Below are 15,126 nucleotides of genomic sequence, written 5' to 3' on the forward strand. Positions count from 1 at the left end.
CTTCAGTTAAAAATCATTAGTAGCTTATGGCTACAAATCTTGGCTCATCAATTTTCTGACTTTAATTTCTCAAATAAACTTCGAGTAATTTCTACCATCAATCAATGAAAATAATTTCGATCGATCAACCGGTAAAAATCCACACAAGTTGTTCTTCATAATCTCTTAATGATCTATCTTGCTCTTCGTCAGAGACAAGAAGCAACAAGGTAATCTCAACAACTCAACGCTTCGCGTTTCGTTCGTTTCAACATATCTCGTTGGTATGCCGCATATTCTATACAGTTTCTGTAGGGGCGCAACCCCTATTTATCAAAATAACTCAAAAACAGAATCAACTGTTTATTTTTTAAACCAAAATGCTGTTTTTCTCACTTTTTAAGTCTTTTTCTACCACTTCTTATCCCTAAATACAAATTTCAACCTCTTACTTCTCTCGAAAAAGAAAAAACCAGCTTTGACTAGTTTTTTCTTTAAATGAATGAACCCATGAATTAGTTTGCTTGTTCAGCCAACCAAGCCATAAATTTTTGACGTTCGGCTTTATTCGAATTTTTCCACAGCTGAATCAGTTGCTGATCTGCGGTATTTGCAGAATGAGTTGATACGCTAGAATTTAAGCTCGCTGGTAAAGCAGCACCTGAAATAACTGCTGCTTGTGTATAAACTGGTGCTGGCTGATTCACTGGTGTTGATTTCTTTTGCGTTAAATCTGTGGCTTTTGCAAAAATGCCTTGTCCCAGCCAAGGTTTTTGCTCTGTGTTTGCACCAGTTTGCTGAACCAGGATTTGTTTATTTTTATCAACCAAAGCAACGACAGGTTGTTCAGCATATTTTTTTGCAGCTTCAAAGCTTGCTGGTGCATTAATTAAATCTAATCGGTAATTTTCACCATCTTTTAATGATGGAGTCTTTATCGTTACCACACCAGACTTCACAATGTCGTGCTCACCATTCAGGTGCTCAAAATATTGGGTGTAACGCACACTAATATTACTTTCACCTGCATCGACTTTATATTGATTATTCGCAGAACGGAATAATCCAGTATTAACTTCCTGATCATTTACCGCAACAATTTTGATTTCTTCAGGTGCTGTAATCGTGACCGCCGAAAATGTAGCACTACTTATCATTAATGCAGCTGCAGCAAAAGTTAATCTTAAAGCCATTCTGCTTTCTCTTCTTTCATTGTTAAAATTGAATTGCACTATGCAATGTATAAATGACGATTTTATGACAAAGCCATTTTCAATACACGAGCATTTTCAAGACTTTGTTGAGATAAGCTTTGCAACTTCGTAGATATAAATATTGAAGTCTTTTTTAGCCATAAAAAAGAGCGTGAAATAACGCTCTCTATAATTTTAAATTAAGAAAAATTTAGTCAAATTTCTTAAAGCGCTCTTTATCATCCATAAATGTTTTTTCTCCCGCAGGTGCTTCGATTGAGCCAAACACCAATTGAGCACGTAATCTCCAGTTTTTAGGAATATCAAAAGTCTCTGCAACTTCCTCATCAATTACAGGATGATAATGCTGCAATGAAGCCCCGACATGTTGCTCTGCCAATGCCGTCCATACGGCAAACTGTGCAATAGCGCTTGAATGTTCTGACCATGCTGGGAAATGATCCGCATATAAAGCAAATTGTTCTTGCAACGACTTTACAGCATCTTGATCTTCGAAAAATAAAACGGTGCCATAACCAGCTGCAAAACTATTAATTTTTGCATCGGTCTTTTCAAAGGCATCTTCTGGCACCATTTTACGTAGTGTTTCACGTACGATATTCCAGAATTTGGTATGCGAATCACCATATAGCGTAACCACTCGCGACGTTTGTGAATTAAAAGCGGATGGGCTATTACGAACCGCCTCTTTAATGATTTCTTCAATTTTATCTTGTGTTAATGGAACATTTTTACCAATTGCGTAAATCGTACGGCGTTGTTTCATCTGATCTAAAAATGACATTACATAACCCTCTTCTGATTTTTGTTAAACATTATTAGGATAGATTAATCTTAGGTTAATTCTATGATGAGTGCATGACTAAAAAAGTGACATTGTGTTTTATTTATAGAACAATTTGATAAAGTATTTTTTGAATTTTATGCTTATTTAAAAACAAATAAAGCACCTGTAAAAAGTGCTTTATTTGTTCATAGCATCGATTAGACCAATATTCTAAATCGATCGCCATCTTGCGGATCATGTTTAAGCTCAGCGTCTTGCTCAATTGAACCAAAAACCAGTTGCGCTCGAAGCAACCACGATGCGTCTATATTAAAATAGTCAGCAACTGTTGAATCTATACTCGGATTATAGTGTTGCAGGCAAGCGCCGATACCTGAATCAGCTAAGGCCGTCCATACTGCATATTGCGCCATGCCTGAAGTCTGTTCTGACCAGACCGGAAAATCACCCGCATTGAAAGGGATTTTCTTTTGTAATCGCTGAATGGTTTGCTGATCCTCATAAAAAAGAACCGTACCAAAACCTGCGGCACATTGGTCTATCTTCATCTCTGTACCGGCAAAAACATGCACCGCAACTAATTTTCGTTGTACTTGTTTGACAATGTCCCAAAATTTTTCATGAGACTCCCCAAATAGCACCACGATTCGTGAACTTTGAGAATTTAAGGCAGATGGACAACTTCGTACCGCTTCCTGAATAAGTTCTGCCAAGTAGGCTTGACTATAATGAACCTTTTTCCCGAGCACATAGATGCTACGACGTTTTTTCAAATGATCAACAAAAGTAAGTTCGTGTATTTCTTCAGCAGCCCGTTTTTTAAGCTTAAAATCTTTAGTGATATCTGCCGTCAGGACATGACCAATTTTTTCTAACAATGCCACAGCAGTACTCCCCAATACGAATGCCCAAGCTTTTAATATCCTTTGATTCTAATCGTTTCCAGAGCACTTCTTTGAATAAGTTATTTTTATATGTTGTTTTTTAAATCAAACAATTAGCTTAAAAACAACAAACTCCGCACTTGGCGGAGTTTATGTGAAACATCAAGCATTTTACTTTTCTGTTTCAAATAATGCTGCAACAAACGATTTTGCCGAGAATGGACGTAAATCGTCGATTTTTTCACCCACACCAATAAAACGAATCGGTACATGGGTACGACTGGCAATATTAAACAGCACACCACCCTTAGCCGTACCATCAAGTTTAGTAATGGTAAGTCCGGTTAGGCCAACGGCCTCATCAAACATTTCGACTTGATTAATCGCATTTTGACCTGTACCCGCATCCACCACTAACATAATTTCATGCGGTGCTGTTGCATCAATTTTTTGCATCACCCGTTTAACTTTGGTGAGCTCTTGCATCAAGTGACTTTTATTATGTAAACGTCCCGCAGTATCGGCAATCAGTACATCAACACCTTTAGCACGCGCACTTTCAAAAGCATCAAAAATCACTGATGCACTATCCGCACCATGACCTTGTGCAACCACTGCAATATTATTACGATCACCCCAAATTTGAAGCTGTTCTGTTGCTGCAGCACGGAAAGTATCCCCCGCGGCCAACATGACTTTCTTGCCTTCACCTTGTAAGCGTTTTGCCAGTTTGCCAATGGTTGTGGTTTTGCCCACACCATTAACGCCCACCACCAAAATAACGAACGGCGCTTTATTTGGGTCAATGTGTAAAGGCTTGACACGTGGAGCAAGGATCGCCACCAACTCTTCTTGTAAAGCTTTATACAATGAATGTGAATAGATCAAATCGCCACGTGTGGTACGTTCGGTTAAATTGGCAATAATGGTTTTCGTTGCCTCTACACCGATATCTGCAACCAGTAATTGCTCTTCAACTTCCTCTAATAATTCATCATCGATTTCTTTACCACCGATCAGAATATTCACCATGCCATCTGCAAGGTTTTTACGGGTTTTAGTTAAGCCCACTTTCATGCGGCTAAAAAAGCCACTTTTGGATGCATCATCTTGCTCAGTTTCTGTGGCTACAGGCGCAGAAACACTTGCTTGTTCTTGTTTTGGAGCTTCAACAATAGGTACATTTACCGCAGGTAAATTCGGTAAAGTGACATCGTCATCCCCGATATCAGCATCAATCAAAAATTTATTTTGCCCATTAGATTGCTGTTGCATGCCGAATCCTTGAAAAGCATTGCGTTGAAAAACAAGGATTCTAGCATAGATTTCCTTTGCAATCCCCAGTAGACGTACAACACACCAAAAACGAACAACTCCGCCTTGCTTTCAAACAGGAATTTCTTAAAAATAATCATAAATACAATTAATCACTTTGGTAAATATTGTGCTCAAAATTTACGTCTCACTTTTTCCAAAGCTGTCTTTTTTTAAAAAACATATTTTACCCATGGGCTTTGCCTTGCTCTCAATGCAAATCCCATGGGTTCATGCCGAGACACGGAGTGAGTTAGTACGCACCACCTTTGAAACCACGCTTAAAAATGGCTTAAAAGTGATTATTCGCGAAGACCATCGCTCACCCATGGTCATGACTCAAATTTGGTACGGCGTGGGAAGTAGTGATGAATCAGGTAATTTACTGGGAATTTCCCATGTTCTAGAACATATGATGTTTAAAGGAACCCATAAAGTTCCCAATGACGAATTTACCCGTTTAAGCCGTATTTATGGCGGCAGTATCAATGCTTCAACTTTTACCAATTACACCAATTATTATCAGCTTTACCCAAAAACCTATTTACCGATGGCTTTAGAGCTTGAAGCGGATCGCATGAGCAACCTGCTGTTACGTCAGCAAGATTTCGATCCAGAAATTAAAGTGGTGATGGAAGAACGGCGCTTACGCACAGACGATAATCCGAGATCTCTCGCTTTCGAACGATTCAAATGGATTGCTTATCCAACCAGTCATTATCGACAACCCGTGATTGGGCACATGAAGAATCTTCAAAATATTCGACTTGAAGATGTCAAAAAATGGTATCGGGATTGGTATACCCCAAATAATGCCATATTGATTATTGTTGGTGATGTCGATTCTGAGAGTACCTTGCTGCAAGTACAAAAGTATTTTGGCGACATCCCGGCCAGAAAAACACCGGCCAGAAATGACGTATTGGAGTTTGACCGCATTGGTTATCGCCACATGGAACTCAACTTACCTGTACAAGTACCTAATTTATATATGGCTTGGAATGTCCATTCACTGGTCACCGCCAAAAATCCACAAGATGCCTATGCACTGACGATTATCAAAAGTTTGCTGGATAGTGGTATTTCTTCACGACTGCAAGACCGACTCGTTCGCGACCAGAAAATTTTGACCGCGATCAGTGTTTCCTATGATTCCTATAATCGTGGAGACAGCTTATTGAGTATTTCCGCATTACCTGCTGATGGCGTGAGTTTGCAAGAGGCTGAAAAAGCCATTCAACGTGAAATTGACCTATTAAAAACTGAACTGATTAAACCCGAAGAGGTTGAACGTGTGACGGCTAAATTCGTTTCAAATTTAGTCTATAGCCAAGATGATATTGCCGGACAAGCCAAAATGATCGGTAACTTAGAAATCAACGGTTTAAGTTTTCGCTTAATGGATGAACTGCCAAAGTATTTTGAAACGGTCACCCCCAAAGATATTCAGCGCGTGGCGAATATTTATTTTACCCGTGACAATCTCAGCACTTTATATCTTTCTCCCGAAAACAAAGCACCATAACGGAATTTTACATGTTAAAGCTACGCGATATTGTTTTACTTGGGTCTATTGTTGCTGCTCAATCTGCAATTGCGGACGTAGATTTAAATAACATCACCGATGACAATCCAACCCATTTGATTTCGATTCCCCTTTTACAAAGTTTAAAAATCAATAATCAACAACTTCAATTGCGCGCCCCTTATGTTCATGAGCTGAAAAATCGCTATAAAGTCCGCACCCTGTTTGTAGAATCACAAGATCTCCCCATGGTCGATATTCAACTGACATTTAATGCAGGTGCAGCACGGGATGAAGAGATCGCTCCAGGTTTGTATGGTATTGCCAATATGGCGGCAAAGCTGATTGATGAAGGCACAGAAAAATATACCGCCAACGAAATTGCCAGTACTTTTGAACGGGTTGGTGCTCAATTTAGTGCCCAAGCTTACCGGGATATGTTCGTTGTAAAATTAAGGGTGCTATCTGACCCTAAAAAACTTGAGCCAGCTTTAGGCATGATGATGGAAGTTTTAAATCATTCGAGTTTCGAAAAATCGAGTATTAATTTGGTATTAAGCAATACTCAGGTGGGTCAAAAGCAGATCCAGGAAAGCCCAAGCCGGATGATGAATGTTCAGTTTTATCGAGCACTCTATGGAAAGCATCCCTATGCAGAACCCATTACCGGAACACAACGTAGTATTAGTAAAATTACCCCAGTACAACTGAAACAATTTAGTGATCAATTTCTGGTGGTACAAAATCTGAATATCGCCATTACCGGTCAACTCAATGCCAAAGAAGCACTACAACTTTCTGAACGCATTGCAGGTAATTTGAAACAGGGCGAAAAAGCCAAGCCGCTGGCTCAACCACTCGACAAATCGGCTTTTGATATTCGCCACATGACCTTCAACTCTAGCCAAGCGCATATGATTATGGGGCATTTAGGCACCACACGATTTGATCCAGATCGTTTAGCCTTAGAAGTTGCCAATCAGATGTTTGGTGGGAGTGGTTTTAATTCTGTCTTGATGAAAGAGCTGCGGGTTAAACGAGGTTATACCTATGGGGCTTATAGTTCTTTTTCATTTAGCCAGGTTCCCGGCACTTTTAGTTTTAGTTACTCAACCCGACAAGACCAACTCCTCGACAGCATACAAGTCGCTCATCAGGCTTTGGTCAATTTTGTACAGCAACCGATTGACCAAAAACAGCTGGAAGAAACCAAAGCTGGAATGTTACGGGCTTTTCCAAATAATTATAGTAGCAATGCCAATATTAATGCCCAGTTAGGCTCAATGGGTTTTTACAACCAAACTGCCGATTATTTGAATGAGTACCCACAATTATTAGAGAAAATGACTGCGCAAGATATACAAAATGCGATCCGGAAACACCTGCATCCTGAACGCTTAACACTCATTGTGGTCAATGACAAATTAGATAAACAGGCTTTGCAAACAACACTCAATCAAAATCTGCTTCCACATGTCCCTACGCTTCCTTCACCTTCAATAAAACAGACACCTAAAACAATTATTGCTCCGCCTGCAAAGGAGGTAATTGATGCGCCCGCGTCATTTCCAACTGATGCGCCTGCATCAATTTAAAGTATTGACCATAAGGAACCTGATGCTGCTGCATCAGTAGCAAAGCCATTTCTTGGGTATCGGGATAATTGGCTTGGGATGAAAGTTTCACAATATTTTCAAATTGTGTCACTGAAATTGGTCGATGCAGGGCAATTAAAGCAAGGGTTAATATAATTGCGATAATCGTAACAATGAGCACGTTATAAACATTTTCAAGCTTTATTTCAGATTTTAATTGAACAATTTTTTGTATAGCGATATGCATAACCTACCTCGAACTCAAGGTAGTGTATGGTGCGCTAAAAATAAGTACAAGCAGATTTGCTCAATTTCCAAGCACTTGTAGCAGAAATTGAGCAATCCTCAATTGCTTATCCTATTACGTTTCTGATCACTGCAAAGTAAAGTACCAACGCAATAATCCCCAATACCAGCGCAATTGCAAAAACCCCGACACCTCTTTCTGAATCAACTGGATGTAGTTCATCATCATCCGCGACACGCTTTAACTCACCATTATAAACATCATAAAATTGTTCACGTTGTTGTGGATCCAACTGACGGGTAAAATCATAAACTCTTTTGCGCTGAGCCAAACAAAAATCACCCAGATGAATTTCCTGATGAAAAACTGCTTCGTCTAAATTTTTGCGATGTTGATGAGCGAGCTCAATAATTTGAGCTTCTGTTGGAGGCAAATCAAAATTCAAACCATCTAATGTTTTTGTCATGTTATTCTCCTTATACTTAACAATTTCCGTATATCTATATTAATAAAAAATCATTTTGTGCATTGTTTAATCATGTAAACTTGAATTATTAACACCCACCCAGATATATTGTTTGACAATTTAGGTTTAATGTAATATTAATTTAATAATACCTAGTTAAATTAGTATCAAGACGAACTTAAAAGTCTTACACTAGCAATCATAATTACAATAAGGAGTTTAATATGATTCAACAACTCTCTCATCAAGACTTAGAACATGCATATGCAGATGCAGTAAACACTATTCAATCTCAAATGAATTTTGCAGATGCGGTTCAAAAATTGGAAGAAGTCGCTCGTGCTGGGCATGGTAAAGCAGCATTGTTCCTAGCAGAACTCTATTATCAAGGTTTCCGTGTAGAACGAGACTCGCTAAAAGCACAATATTGGCAGAACTTAGCCACCATGCAAGCTTAATCAAACGTCACTAAGGTGGCGTTTTTTAATACCTATTGTTTTTAAATACATATTTTCTTACATTGTTTCTCAAAGCTTACACTGAACTTTAATCTAAATTTCCTACAATAGCTCCTGAAGTCACTAGATGCTTTTGGTATGAATCAAATTAAATCTTTACAGCTTATTCCTAAAGACTTGTTCTTTAAAATCACACTTTTAAAGTCGATGACGTACTGCGGTGTACTCTGGGGTTTATATCACCAACAAGGCTGGGCAATGATGTCTGACCATGAGGACTTCATTTTTCCATTTTGGCTCAACAGTGCTCAAGCGCATAACTATGCCCAGTTACACTGGCCAGATTACACCCCCCGTAAAATCACGCCCAAGGATTTTCAAGAATCCTTACTGCCGACATTAACGCGCTTAAAAGTCACGCCTGCTTTATGTAATTCTTCAAGTCGAAAATTTAAATTGACCACTCAACAAATGCGTCATTTCTTTTTCTCTGAATCTTTGCAACATGCTTAGGCAGTTGTGCAAATCGTTAAAGCGAAATACAGAGAAATGTAAAATTAAGTTTCTGAATTGAAAAGTGTTTGCATTTTTCTGATTTCGCGCTAAGTTTAATGTCAAAGAATAAACAACAAAGGATGATAATAAATGACCAATGTAGCACAAGTTCTTCAGGACAAAATTGAACAAACTATTTTTACCATTAGTCCAGAAGCAACTGTACTTGAAGCAATTTCACTTATGGCAAATAAAGGCATTGGCGCAGTTGTGGTCACTGACCAGGATAAAGTAGTCGGTATTCTTTCTGAGCGTGATTACACGCGCAAGATTATGTTGATGGAACGTACCTCTAAAGAAACATCAGTCAGTGAAATTATGACTGCAAAAGTATTAACTGTGACCAAATCAACCAGTGTTGAAGATTGCTTAGATCTTATGACAGATCGCCATTTACGTCATCTTCCTGTGGTTGAAAACGACAAACTGATAGGTTTGATTTCAATTGGTGACTTGGTCAAAGCTGTTATGGATGATCAGCGTAAACTGATTGATCAACTGCAACAATATATTGCCAGTTAAACGCTTAAATCCAATAAAAAAACCTCTCGAAATGAGAGGTTTTTTTAATCCCTCTAAATCTCCCTTTAATAAAGTGAGACTTTTACTACCCACTTTTTCAAAGATGAGCTGCATATGGCGCAAGAGGGAGATTTCTCGCTAGTTTAAGCCTAATTTTTCCGCAACATAATCAGCATCTTTATCGCCACGACCGGATAAGTTCACCACGATTTTTACATCTTTGGCCATTTTGGGTGCTTCACGTATCGCCCATGCTACCGCATGAGAGCTTTCCAGCGCAGGAACAATGCCTTCTACACGCGACAATGTCACAAAGGCATCCAGACATTCCTTATCTGTTGCGGTTGAGTATTCCACACGACCCAAGTCTTTCAAGAAGCTGTGCTGTGGACCTACACCCGGATAATCCAGACCAGAAGCAATTGAATGTACCGGCAAAGGTTCACCCTGCTCATCTTCAAGCACATAACAAGCCATACCATGCAGTTGACTCGGTTTGCCCAAAGTCAAGGTTGCTGAATGCATATTGGTATCGAGGCCATGTCCTGCAGGTTCCACACCCACAAGTTTCACATCGGGTTCATTTAAGAATGCAGTGAAAGCACCAATGGCATTTGAACCGCCGCCAACACATGCCACGATGTAATCTGGATTCGAACCGAAACGGTCATGGGTTTGAACTTTAATTTCCTCGCCAATAATCGATTGGAAATCACGCACCATTTTCGGGAATGGATGAGGTCCAACCACTGAACCAATGGCATAGATAAAGTTTTTCGGATCTTTTAGATATTCATCAAACGCGCTGTCCACAGCATCTTTTAAAGTTGCTGTGCCACGTGTGACAGAAATCAGGGTGGCACCCAAAATTTTCATTTTCACGACGTTTGGATGTTCTTTTTCAATATCCACTTGCCCCATGTGAATTTCACACGGAATACCGACTAAGGCACACGCGGTTGCCAAAGCCACACCATGCTGCCCTGCACCGGTTTCTGCAATAACTTTAGTTTTGCCCATATATTTGGCAAGCAAAGCTTCGCCTAGGCAATGGTTAATTTTGTGAGCGCCAGTGTGGTTTAAATCTTCACGTTTCAGGTAGATTTGCGCTCCACCCAATTGATCGGATAAACGCTTGGCATGAAACAGCGGACTTGGACGACCAACATAGTTGGCAAACAAATCTGCCAATTCATTTTGAAATTCTGCAGTATGGCGAATTTGCTCATATGCCACATTAATTTCGTCCATCGCTTCTTTTAAATGAGGTGGAATAAATTGACCGCCGTATTGTCCAAAGAAACCTTCTTCATTTGGCAATGGGATACCATTAATTTGATGAGTCATTTTCCAATTCCTTCATTTAAAATGATCGCGTTGAGTTTTATTCTGCTTAACGAGCTAAATATTTTGTCATATCTTCCACACCTTTCAAGGTCATTGGATACATATGATCTTCAAAAATCTGCTTAATTTGACCAATGGTATGGGTGTAATGCCAATAACGGTCTTCTTCAGGATTCAGCCATGCGGTTTTTTCAAAATGCTGACGTAAACGCTGCAACCAGACATTGCCCGCTTCATCATTCATATATTCAACCGAACCACCCACCGAGCTTAGCTCATAGGGTGCCATACTGGCATCGCCCACAACAATTACCCGATAGTCTCGACCATAAGTATTGAACAAATCCCATGTGTTCATACGGGTGTTAGAACGACGGATATTGTCCTTCCACACATAATCGTAAAGACAATTATGGAAATAGAAATACTCTAAAGTTTTAAATTCTGTTTTGGCAGCGCTGAAGAGTTTTTCACATTGGGCGATGTGTGAATCCATTGATCCACCGACATCGAACAACATCAAAACTTTAATACGGTTACGACGTTCAGGCACCAGTTGCACATCTAAAATACCCTGCTTCGCCGTTTCACGAATCGTACCATTAATATCCAGTTCTTCAGCAGCACCTTGACGGGCAAATTTACGCAAACGACGGAGTGCCATTTGCATTTGGCGTGTCCCTAAAATCTGTTCGTCATCGAGATTTTGATATTTACGCTGTTCCCAGACTTTAACGGCAGAACGTTTACGTCCCGGTCCACCAATGCGCACACCTTCAGGATGATCACCATAAGCACCGAATGGCGATGTGCCACCCGTACCGATCATCTTGTTGCCGCCCTGATGCTTCTTGTGCTGCTCACGAAGACGCTCTTCCAGCATCTTCATTAGATCTTCAAGTGAACCGGCTTTTTTAAGCTCTTCACGCTGTTCGGGTGTCAGATGCTTTTCAATCAATTCAAGATCAAACCAGTCTTTCGGCAATTTATGCACTTGATTGAGTAAATCATCCAGATCAAAGGTTGAGATGCCATCAAAGTAATCTTTCATGGCACGGTCAAACTTGTCAAAGAAACGTTCATCTTTGACCATGACGGTTTTAGCGAGTTGATAAAACTCGTCCTGATCTGCAAAAACCAGACCAGAAGCAACCGCCTCATTCAGATCAATCAGTTCACGTGTTGAAACCGGTATGCCGTAACGTCGCAAGGTATAAAACAATCGCACAAACATGGGGCGATGTCTCCTTATTAACGACGCGACATAAAGGCTAAACGTTCAAGCAACTGCACATCTTGCTCGTTTTTAATCAGCGCACCATACAGCGGTGGAATGGCTTTCGATTTATCATGGTTACGCAATATGTCTTCCGGCATATCATCTGCCATCAGCAAGCTTAACCAGTCAATCAATTCAGAGGTTGAAGGCGGTTTCTTTAAACCCGGAATTTGACGAAGTTTGAAGAAAACTTGCAAAGCTTCATTGACCAAAGCTGATGAAACCTGCGGGAAATGCACATCAATAATCTCGCGCATGGTCGCTTCATCAGGGAATTCAATATAATGGAAGAAACAACGGCGCAAGAATGCATCCGGCAATTCTTTTTCATTATTTGAAGTAATAATCACGATCGGACGATGCGTCGCGGTGATGGTTTCCCCGGTTTCATAAACAAAGAACGACATTTTGTCCAGTTCATGCAATAAGTCGTTTGGAAATTCAATGTCTGCCTTATCAATTTCATCAATCAACAATACACAGCGTTGTTCGCGGGTGAATGCTTCCCACAATTTTCCAGGTTTGATGTAGTTTTTAATGTCATAAACACGATCGTCGCCCAGTTGGCTATCACGCAAACGTGATACTGCATCGTATTCATACAAACCTTGCTGCGCCTTGGTGGTTGACTTGATATGCCAGGTAATCAGTTCAAGCCCTAAACTTTCAGCGACTTGTTCGGCAAGTAAAGTTTTACCTGTACCCGGCTCACCTTTAACCAAAAGTGGTTTTTGCAATGCACGTGCAGCTTTTACAGCAAGTTTTAAACTATCAGTCGCAATGTACTGATCTGTACCAGAAAATTGTTGAGTATCCACAGACATGATTTAACCTTATTGTTTTACTTAAAGCGGTGAACTATTTTTGCGTACTACAAATTTTGCTTTGTTGGCTGTGTATCTTGACCATAAATAGCCAACCACTAAACCAAGTCCCACAACAAATAAAATGAGAGAAGCATTTGACCACACCAAAACGGTTTCTTTGGTTAAAATGCCAAATAACAACCCAAAAATTGCCGGGGCGATGGAAGCATTATTTCCTTCAGATACCGTAGGCGTGAGTAAAATCGCAAATCCAATGATCCACGTGATTCCACCCAAAGGTTTAGGCAAGCGTTTTGCAATCGCATACCACGCCCAAAGAATAATAATGCTGCCTAATACATAAACCGTGACAGCGATGCTGTCTTCAGGAATTGAATCTAGTAGTGAAAGAAAACTATTCATCGTGCAACTCCTGAATCGACTTTAGGCACCGCGCAACCCTTCTGGGGCAGGTTGATTAGGATTAATTAAACCTTCTGGCGGCACTTGAATAAAGAAGCCTTTGGTTTGAATTGAGTCAATCACATGCAACACATTTACACGTGCCAATTTACGGCTTTCAGATAGCTCTAAATCCATCACAAAAGTTGCACGACCAAATGCAATACGCATCGGTTCTGGCAAAATTTCAAGTGGACTTGCTGCTTCAGCTTCGTTTTCAGTTGGCTCAGGACGGGCAATGTAAAGATACATTTCATCTTTTTTGCTAGATTTGAAAATTGAACAATGCATAGGTGAAACAGTACTCATAAAACTTAGCTCAAGCATACAGCAAAAAAAAGACGGATACATTAGTGATTATTAACGCATCAGTCTTGATTTTGTATAAACGATAATTCTTTAATCAATCTGTTTAAAAATTATTCCACCACCTTCATCTGGGTAGACAGGTATTGTTCGTCAGCATGCAAAACATCAATCAGTGGCTTGGTTAACAGGTCATAGCGCCAACCTAAAAGATAAGCCGGTAAATCCTGCTCATCATTATGAAATACCACATGTTGATACAGAGCATTGAGCCATTTTTTACGCATCAGCACTTCTTTCGGTACGGTGGTTTCTTCTACTACAGCCTGAATGACTTTATCGACCTTTTCACCAATATCTTTTGATGAATGACGAATTGGACGTGCCATACGAAGGGGCCATTCCGCCTGCTCGGGCAAGAATTTCAATAAATCTAGAAGGGTCTTCCCATGATCGCGCACGATATTTTGACGAATATCTTTAATGCCGGATAACTGGAAAGGATTACGGGGATTTTTTTCCACCAAATCAATCATGGTTGAACTTTTCAGAATAAAGCTGCGTGGATAATTCAGCGCTTTAACCATCTGTTCACGCCACACAGCCAGTTGTTGTAACTGCATCAGTTGACGGCGCGAATGTCGATAATTACCAATATCATGGTAGAGCAAATCTAATGGAGTTTCCTGACCAATTTCATGGGTCAGATGACGGCAATCTTCGAGTGCAAAATCGAGCAAATATTTTTCAGTTAATTCATGCTGAATTTTATTGGATAAATTCATCAAATAAAACACATCATTTGCAGCATAAGTCAGCTGTTCTGGACTAAGCGGACGTGCCAACCAGTCAGATCGCGTTTGACCTTTATCAATATCGACATCAAGCATCTGTTTCAATGCATTTTGATAACTGACTTGCAGTCCGTGTCCCAGAAAAGACAATCCCACTTGAGTATCAAAAACATTGCTTAGGCTTTTTTGCTGTGCATAGTGATAAATTAGATCGATATCTTCACTACAGGCATGGAAGATATTCTGATGTGCTTGAAATAATTTTTGCCAAAATGCAGACAAATCCAGACTTGTCCCATCGAGCAAAAAGACCTGACCTGCAACATTGATTTGAAATACACCTAATTTAGGCCACAGGGTATCCACTTTGATGAATTCTGTGTCTAATCCATAAATGGATGTCTGACCCATCAAATGCAAAATATTATCTAAGTCTTTTTGTTGCTGAATGAACTGAAACATATTACCGAGTCTAAAATCAGATTCTCTTTAAAAACATATTAACCGATATATAACATTTAGATATAACAAATTTTACATCTAGCACGCATATTCACTCTATTTTAGGGTTTAAATCAAAACACAA

The 15,126-nt window shown here is 39.8% G+C and carries 17 protein-coding genes; 5 read left to right on the forward strand and 12 right to left on the reverse strand.

Going from position 1 to position 15,126, the window contains the following annotated elements; genetic code table 11:
* Positions 1 to 494: 494 nt before the first annotated feature.
* The 4 genes from B9T23_RS05650 to ftsY form a co-directional block, all read right to left on the reverse strand.
* A complete protein-coding gene (locus tag B9T23_RS05650) occupies positions 495 to 1,172 on the reverse strand; it encodes a DUF2057 domain-containing protein (protein ID WP_067724787.1) in 678 nt (225 codons plus the stop codon).
* A gap of 211 nt (positions 1,173 to 1,383) precedes the next feature.
* A complete protein-coding gene (locus B9T23_RS05655) occupies positions 1,384 to 1,977 on the reverse strand; it encodes a nitroreductase family protein (protein ID WP_086193372.1) in 594 nt (197 codons plus the stop codon).
* A 200-nt stretch (positions 1,978 to 2,177) separates the two neighbouring features.
* Positions 2,178 to 2,864 carry a nitroreductase family protein gene (locus tag B9T23_RS05660; protein WP_086193373.1) on the reverse strand — a complete coding sequence of 229 codons (687 nt, stop codon included), beginning with the start codon at positions 2,862 to 2,864 and terminating at the stop codon, positions 2,178 to 2,180.
* A gap of 171 nt (positions 2,865 to 3,035) precedes the next feature.
* On the reverse strand, positions 3,036 to 4,139 hold the full coding sequence (ftsY, locus tag B9T23_RS05665; RefSeq protein ID WP_067724780.1) for a signal recognition particle-docking protein FtsY: 1,104 nt from the start codon (positions 4,137 to 4,139) through the stop codon (positions 3,036 to 3,038).
* A gap of 253 nt (positions 4,140 to 4,392) precedes the next feature.
* Here ftsY and B9T23_RS05670 point away from each other — a divergent pair, with 253 nt between their 5' ends.
* Together B9T23_RS05670 and B9T23_RS05675 are read left to right on the forward strand one after the other, a co-directional pair.
* Positions 4,393 to 5,703: a M16 family metallopeptidase gene (locus tag B9T23_RS05670; RefSeq protein ID WP_407640417.1), complete on the forward strand. Its 1,311-nt coding sequence runs from the start codon at positions 4,393 to 4,395 to the stop codon at positions 5,701 to 5,703.
* Positions 5,704 to 5,714: 11 nt separating this feature from the next.
* The gene (locus B9T23_RS05675; RefSeq protein WP_086193374.1) at positions 5,715 to 7,298 is read left to right on the forward strand and encodes a M16 family metallopeptidase; all 1,584 of its coding nucleotides are present in this window, start codon (positions 5,715 to 5,717) and stop codon (positions 7,296 to 7,298) included.
* Here the strand turns inward: B9T23_RS05675 and B9T23_RS05680 are convergent.
* On the reverse strand, positions 7,225 to 7,545 hold the full coding sequence (locus tag B9T23_RS05680) for a hypothetical protein (protein WP_067724776.1): 321 nt from the start codon (positions 7,543 to 7,545) through the stop codon (positions 7,225 to 7,227). The genes B9T23_RS05675 and B9T23_RS05680 overlap by 74 nt on opposite strands.
* Before the next feature lie 106 nt (positions 7,546 to 7,651).
* Positions 7,652 to 8,011 (reverse strand): hypothetical protein, encoded by a 360-nt coding sequence (locus B9T23_RS05685; RefSeq protein WP_086193375.1) that lies wholly within the window; start codon positions 8,009 to 8,011, stop codon positions 7,652 to 7,654.
* A gap of 224 nt (positions 8,012 to 8,235) precedes the next feature.
* Here B9T23_RS05685 and B9T23_RS05690 point away from each other — a divergent pair, with 224 nt between their 5' ends.
* The 3 genes from B9T23_RS05690 to B9T23_RS05700 all read left to right on the forward strand — a co-directional run bounded on the left by B9T23_RS05690 (position 8,236) and on the right by B9T23_RS05700 (position 9,546).
* Positions 8,236 to 8,469 carry an SEL1-like repeat protein gene (locus tag B9T23_RS05690; RefSeq protein ID WP_067724773.1) on the forward strand — a complete coding sequence of 78 codons (234 nt, stop codon included), beginning with the start codon at positions 8,236 to 8,238 and terminating at the stop codon, positions 8,467 to 8,469.
* A gap of 138 nt (positions 8,470 to 8,607) precedes the next feature.
* Entirely contained in the window at positions 8,608 to 8,982 is a 375-nt protein-coding gene (locus tag B9T23_RS05695) for a DUF2750 domain-containing protein (RefSeq protein WP_086193376.1), read from the forward strand.
* 132 nt (positions 8,983 to 9,114) lie between these two features.
* Positions 9,115 to 9,546, forward strand: coding sequence for a CBS domain-containing protein (locus tag B9T23_RS05700; RefSeq protein ID WP_086193377.1), 432 nt, complete (start codon positions 9,115 to 9,117; stop codon positions 9,544 to 9,546).
* A 138-nt stretch (positions 9,547 to 9,684) separates the two neighbouring features.
* Here the strand turns inward: B9T23_RS05700 and trpB are convergent, their stop codons facing one another.
* The 6 genes from trpB to B9T23_RS05730 form a co-directional block, all read right to left on the reverse strand.
* On the reverse strand, positions 9,685 to 10,893 hold the full coding sequence (trpB, locus tag B9T23_RS05705) for a tryptophan synthase subunit beta (RefSeq protein ID WP_086193378.1): 1,209 nt from the start codon (positions 10,891 to 10,893) through the stop codon (positions 9,685 to 9,687).
* Positions 10,894 to 10,939: 46 nt separating this feature from the next.
* On the reverse strand, positions 10,940 to 12,127 hold the full coding sequence (locus B9T23_RS05710) for a vWA domain-containing protein (RefSeq protein WP_086193379.1): 1,188 nt from the start codon (positions 12,125 to 12,127) through the stop codon (positions 10,940 to 10,942).
* 17 nt (positions 12,128 to 12,144) lie between these two features.
* The gene (locus B9T23_RS05715) at positions 12,145 to 12,996 is read right to left on the reverse strand and encodes an AAA family ATPase (RefSeq protein WP_086193380.1); all 852 of its coding nucleotides are present in this window, start codon (positions 12,994 to 12,996) and stop codon (positions 12,145 to 12,147) included.
* A 21-nt stretch (positions 12,997 to 13,017) separates the two neighbouring features.
* Complete coding sequence (locus tag B9T23_RS05720) at positions 13,018 to 13,401, reverse strand: hypothetical protein (RefSeq protein WP_086193381.1); 384 nt, start codon at positions 13,399 to 13,401, stop codon at positions 13,018 to 13,020.
* 21 nt (positions 13,402 to 13,422) lie between these two features.
* Positions 13,423 to 13,731: a YcgL domain-containing protein gene (locus tag B9T23_RS05725; protein ID WP_067724796.1), complete on the reverse strand. Its 309-nt coding sequence runs from the start codon at positions 13,729 to 13,731 to the stop codon at positions 13,423 to 13,425.
* A 128-nt stretch (positions 13,732 to 13,859) separates the two neighbouring features.
* Positions 13,860 to 15,002: a ribonuclease D gene (locus tag B9T23_RS05730; RefSeq protein ID WP_067724758.1), complete on the reverse strand. Its 1,143-nt coding sequence runs from the start codon at positions 15,000 to 15,002 to the stop codon at positions 13,860 to 13,862.
* Between the last annotated feature and the right edge of the window lie 124 nt (positions 15,003 to 15,126).

The organism is Acinetobacter terrae, from assembly GCF_002135195.1.
Classification (GTDB): Bacteria; Pseudomonadota; Gammaproteobacteria; order Pseudomonadales; family Moraxellaceae; genus Acinetobacter; species Acinetobacter terrae.

Coding starts and splice junctions, on each gene's coding strand:
- B9T23_RS05710 (WP_086193379.1), bottom strand. CDS start 12,127: ATGTTTGTGCGATTGTTTTATACCTTGCGACGTTACGGCATACCGGTT.
- B9T23_RS05670 (WP_407640417.1), top strand. CDS start 4,393: ATGCAAATCCCATGGGTTCATGCCGAGACACGGAGTGAGTTAGTACGC.
- B9T23_RS05685 (WP_086193375.1), bottom strand. CDS start 8,011: ATGACAAAAACATTAGATGGTTTGAATTTTGATTTGCCTCCAACAGAA.
- trpB (WP_086193378.1), bottom strand. CDS start 10,893: ATGACTCATCAAATTAATGGTATCCCATTGCCAAATGAAGAAGGTTTC.
- B9T23_RS05730 (WP_067724758.1), bottom strand. CDS start 15,002: ATGTTTCAGTTCATTCAGCAACAAAAAGACTTAGATAATATTTTGCAT.
- B9T23_RS05715 (WP_086193380.1), bottom strand. CDS start 12,996: ATGTCTGTGGATACTCAACAATTTTCTGGTACAGATCAGTACATTGCG.
- B9T23_RS05680 (WP_067724776.1), bottom strand. CDS start 7,545: ATGCATATCGCTATACAAAAAATTGTTCAATTAAAATCTGAAATAAAG.
- B9T23_RS05690 (WP_067724773.1), top strand. CDS start 8,236: ATGATTCAACAACTCTCTCATCAAGACTTAGAACATGCATATGCAGAT.
- B9T23_RS05720 (WP_086193381.1), bottom strand. CDS start 13,401: ATGAATAGTTTTCTTTCACTACTAGATTCAATTCCTGAAGACAGCATC.
- ftsY (WP_067724780.1), bottom strand. CDS start 4,139: ATGCAACAGCAATCTAATGGGCAAAATAAATTTTTGATTGATGCTGAT.
- B9T23_RS05700 (WP_086193377.1), top strand. CDS start 9,115: ATGACCAATGTAGCACAAGTTCTTCAGGACAAAATTGAACAAACTATT.
- B9T23_RS05650 (WP_067724787.1), bottom strand. CDS start 1,172: ATGGCTTTAAGATTAACTTTTGCTGCAGCTGCATTAATGATAAGTAGT.
- B9T23_RS05695 (WP_086193376.1), top strand. CDS start 8,608: ATGAATCAAATTAAATCTTTACAGCTTATTCCTAAAGACTTGTTCTTT.
- B9T23_RS05655 (WP_086193372.1), bottom strand. CDS start 1,977: ATGTCATTTTTAGATCAGATGAAACAACGCCGTACGATTTACGCAATT.
- B9T23_RS05725 (WP_067724796.1), bottom strand. CDS start 13,731: ATGCATTGTTCAATTTTCAAATCTAGCAAAAAAGATGAAATGTATCTT.
- B9T23_RS05675 (WP_086193374.1), top strand. CDS start 5,715: ATGTTAAAGCTACGCGATATTGTTTTACTTGGGTCTATTGTTGCTGCT.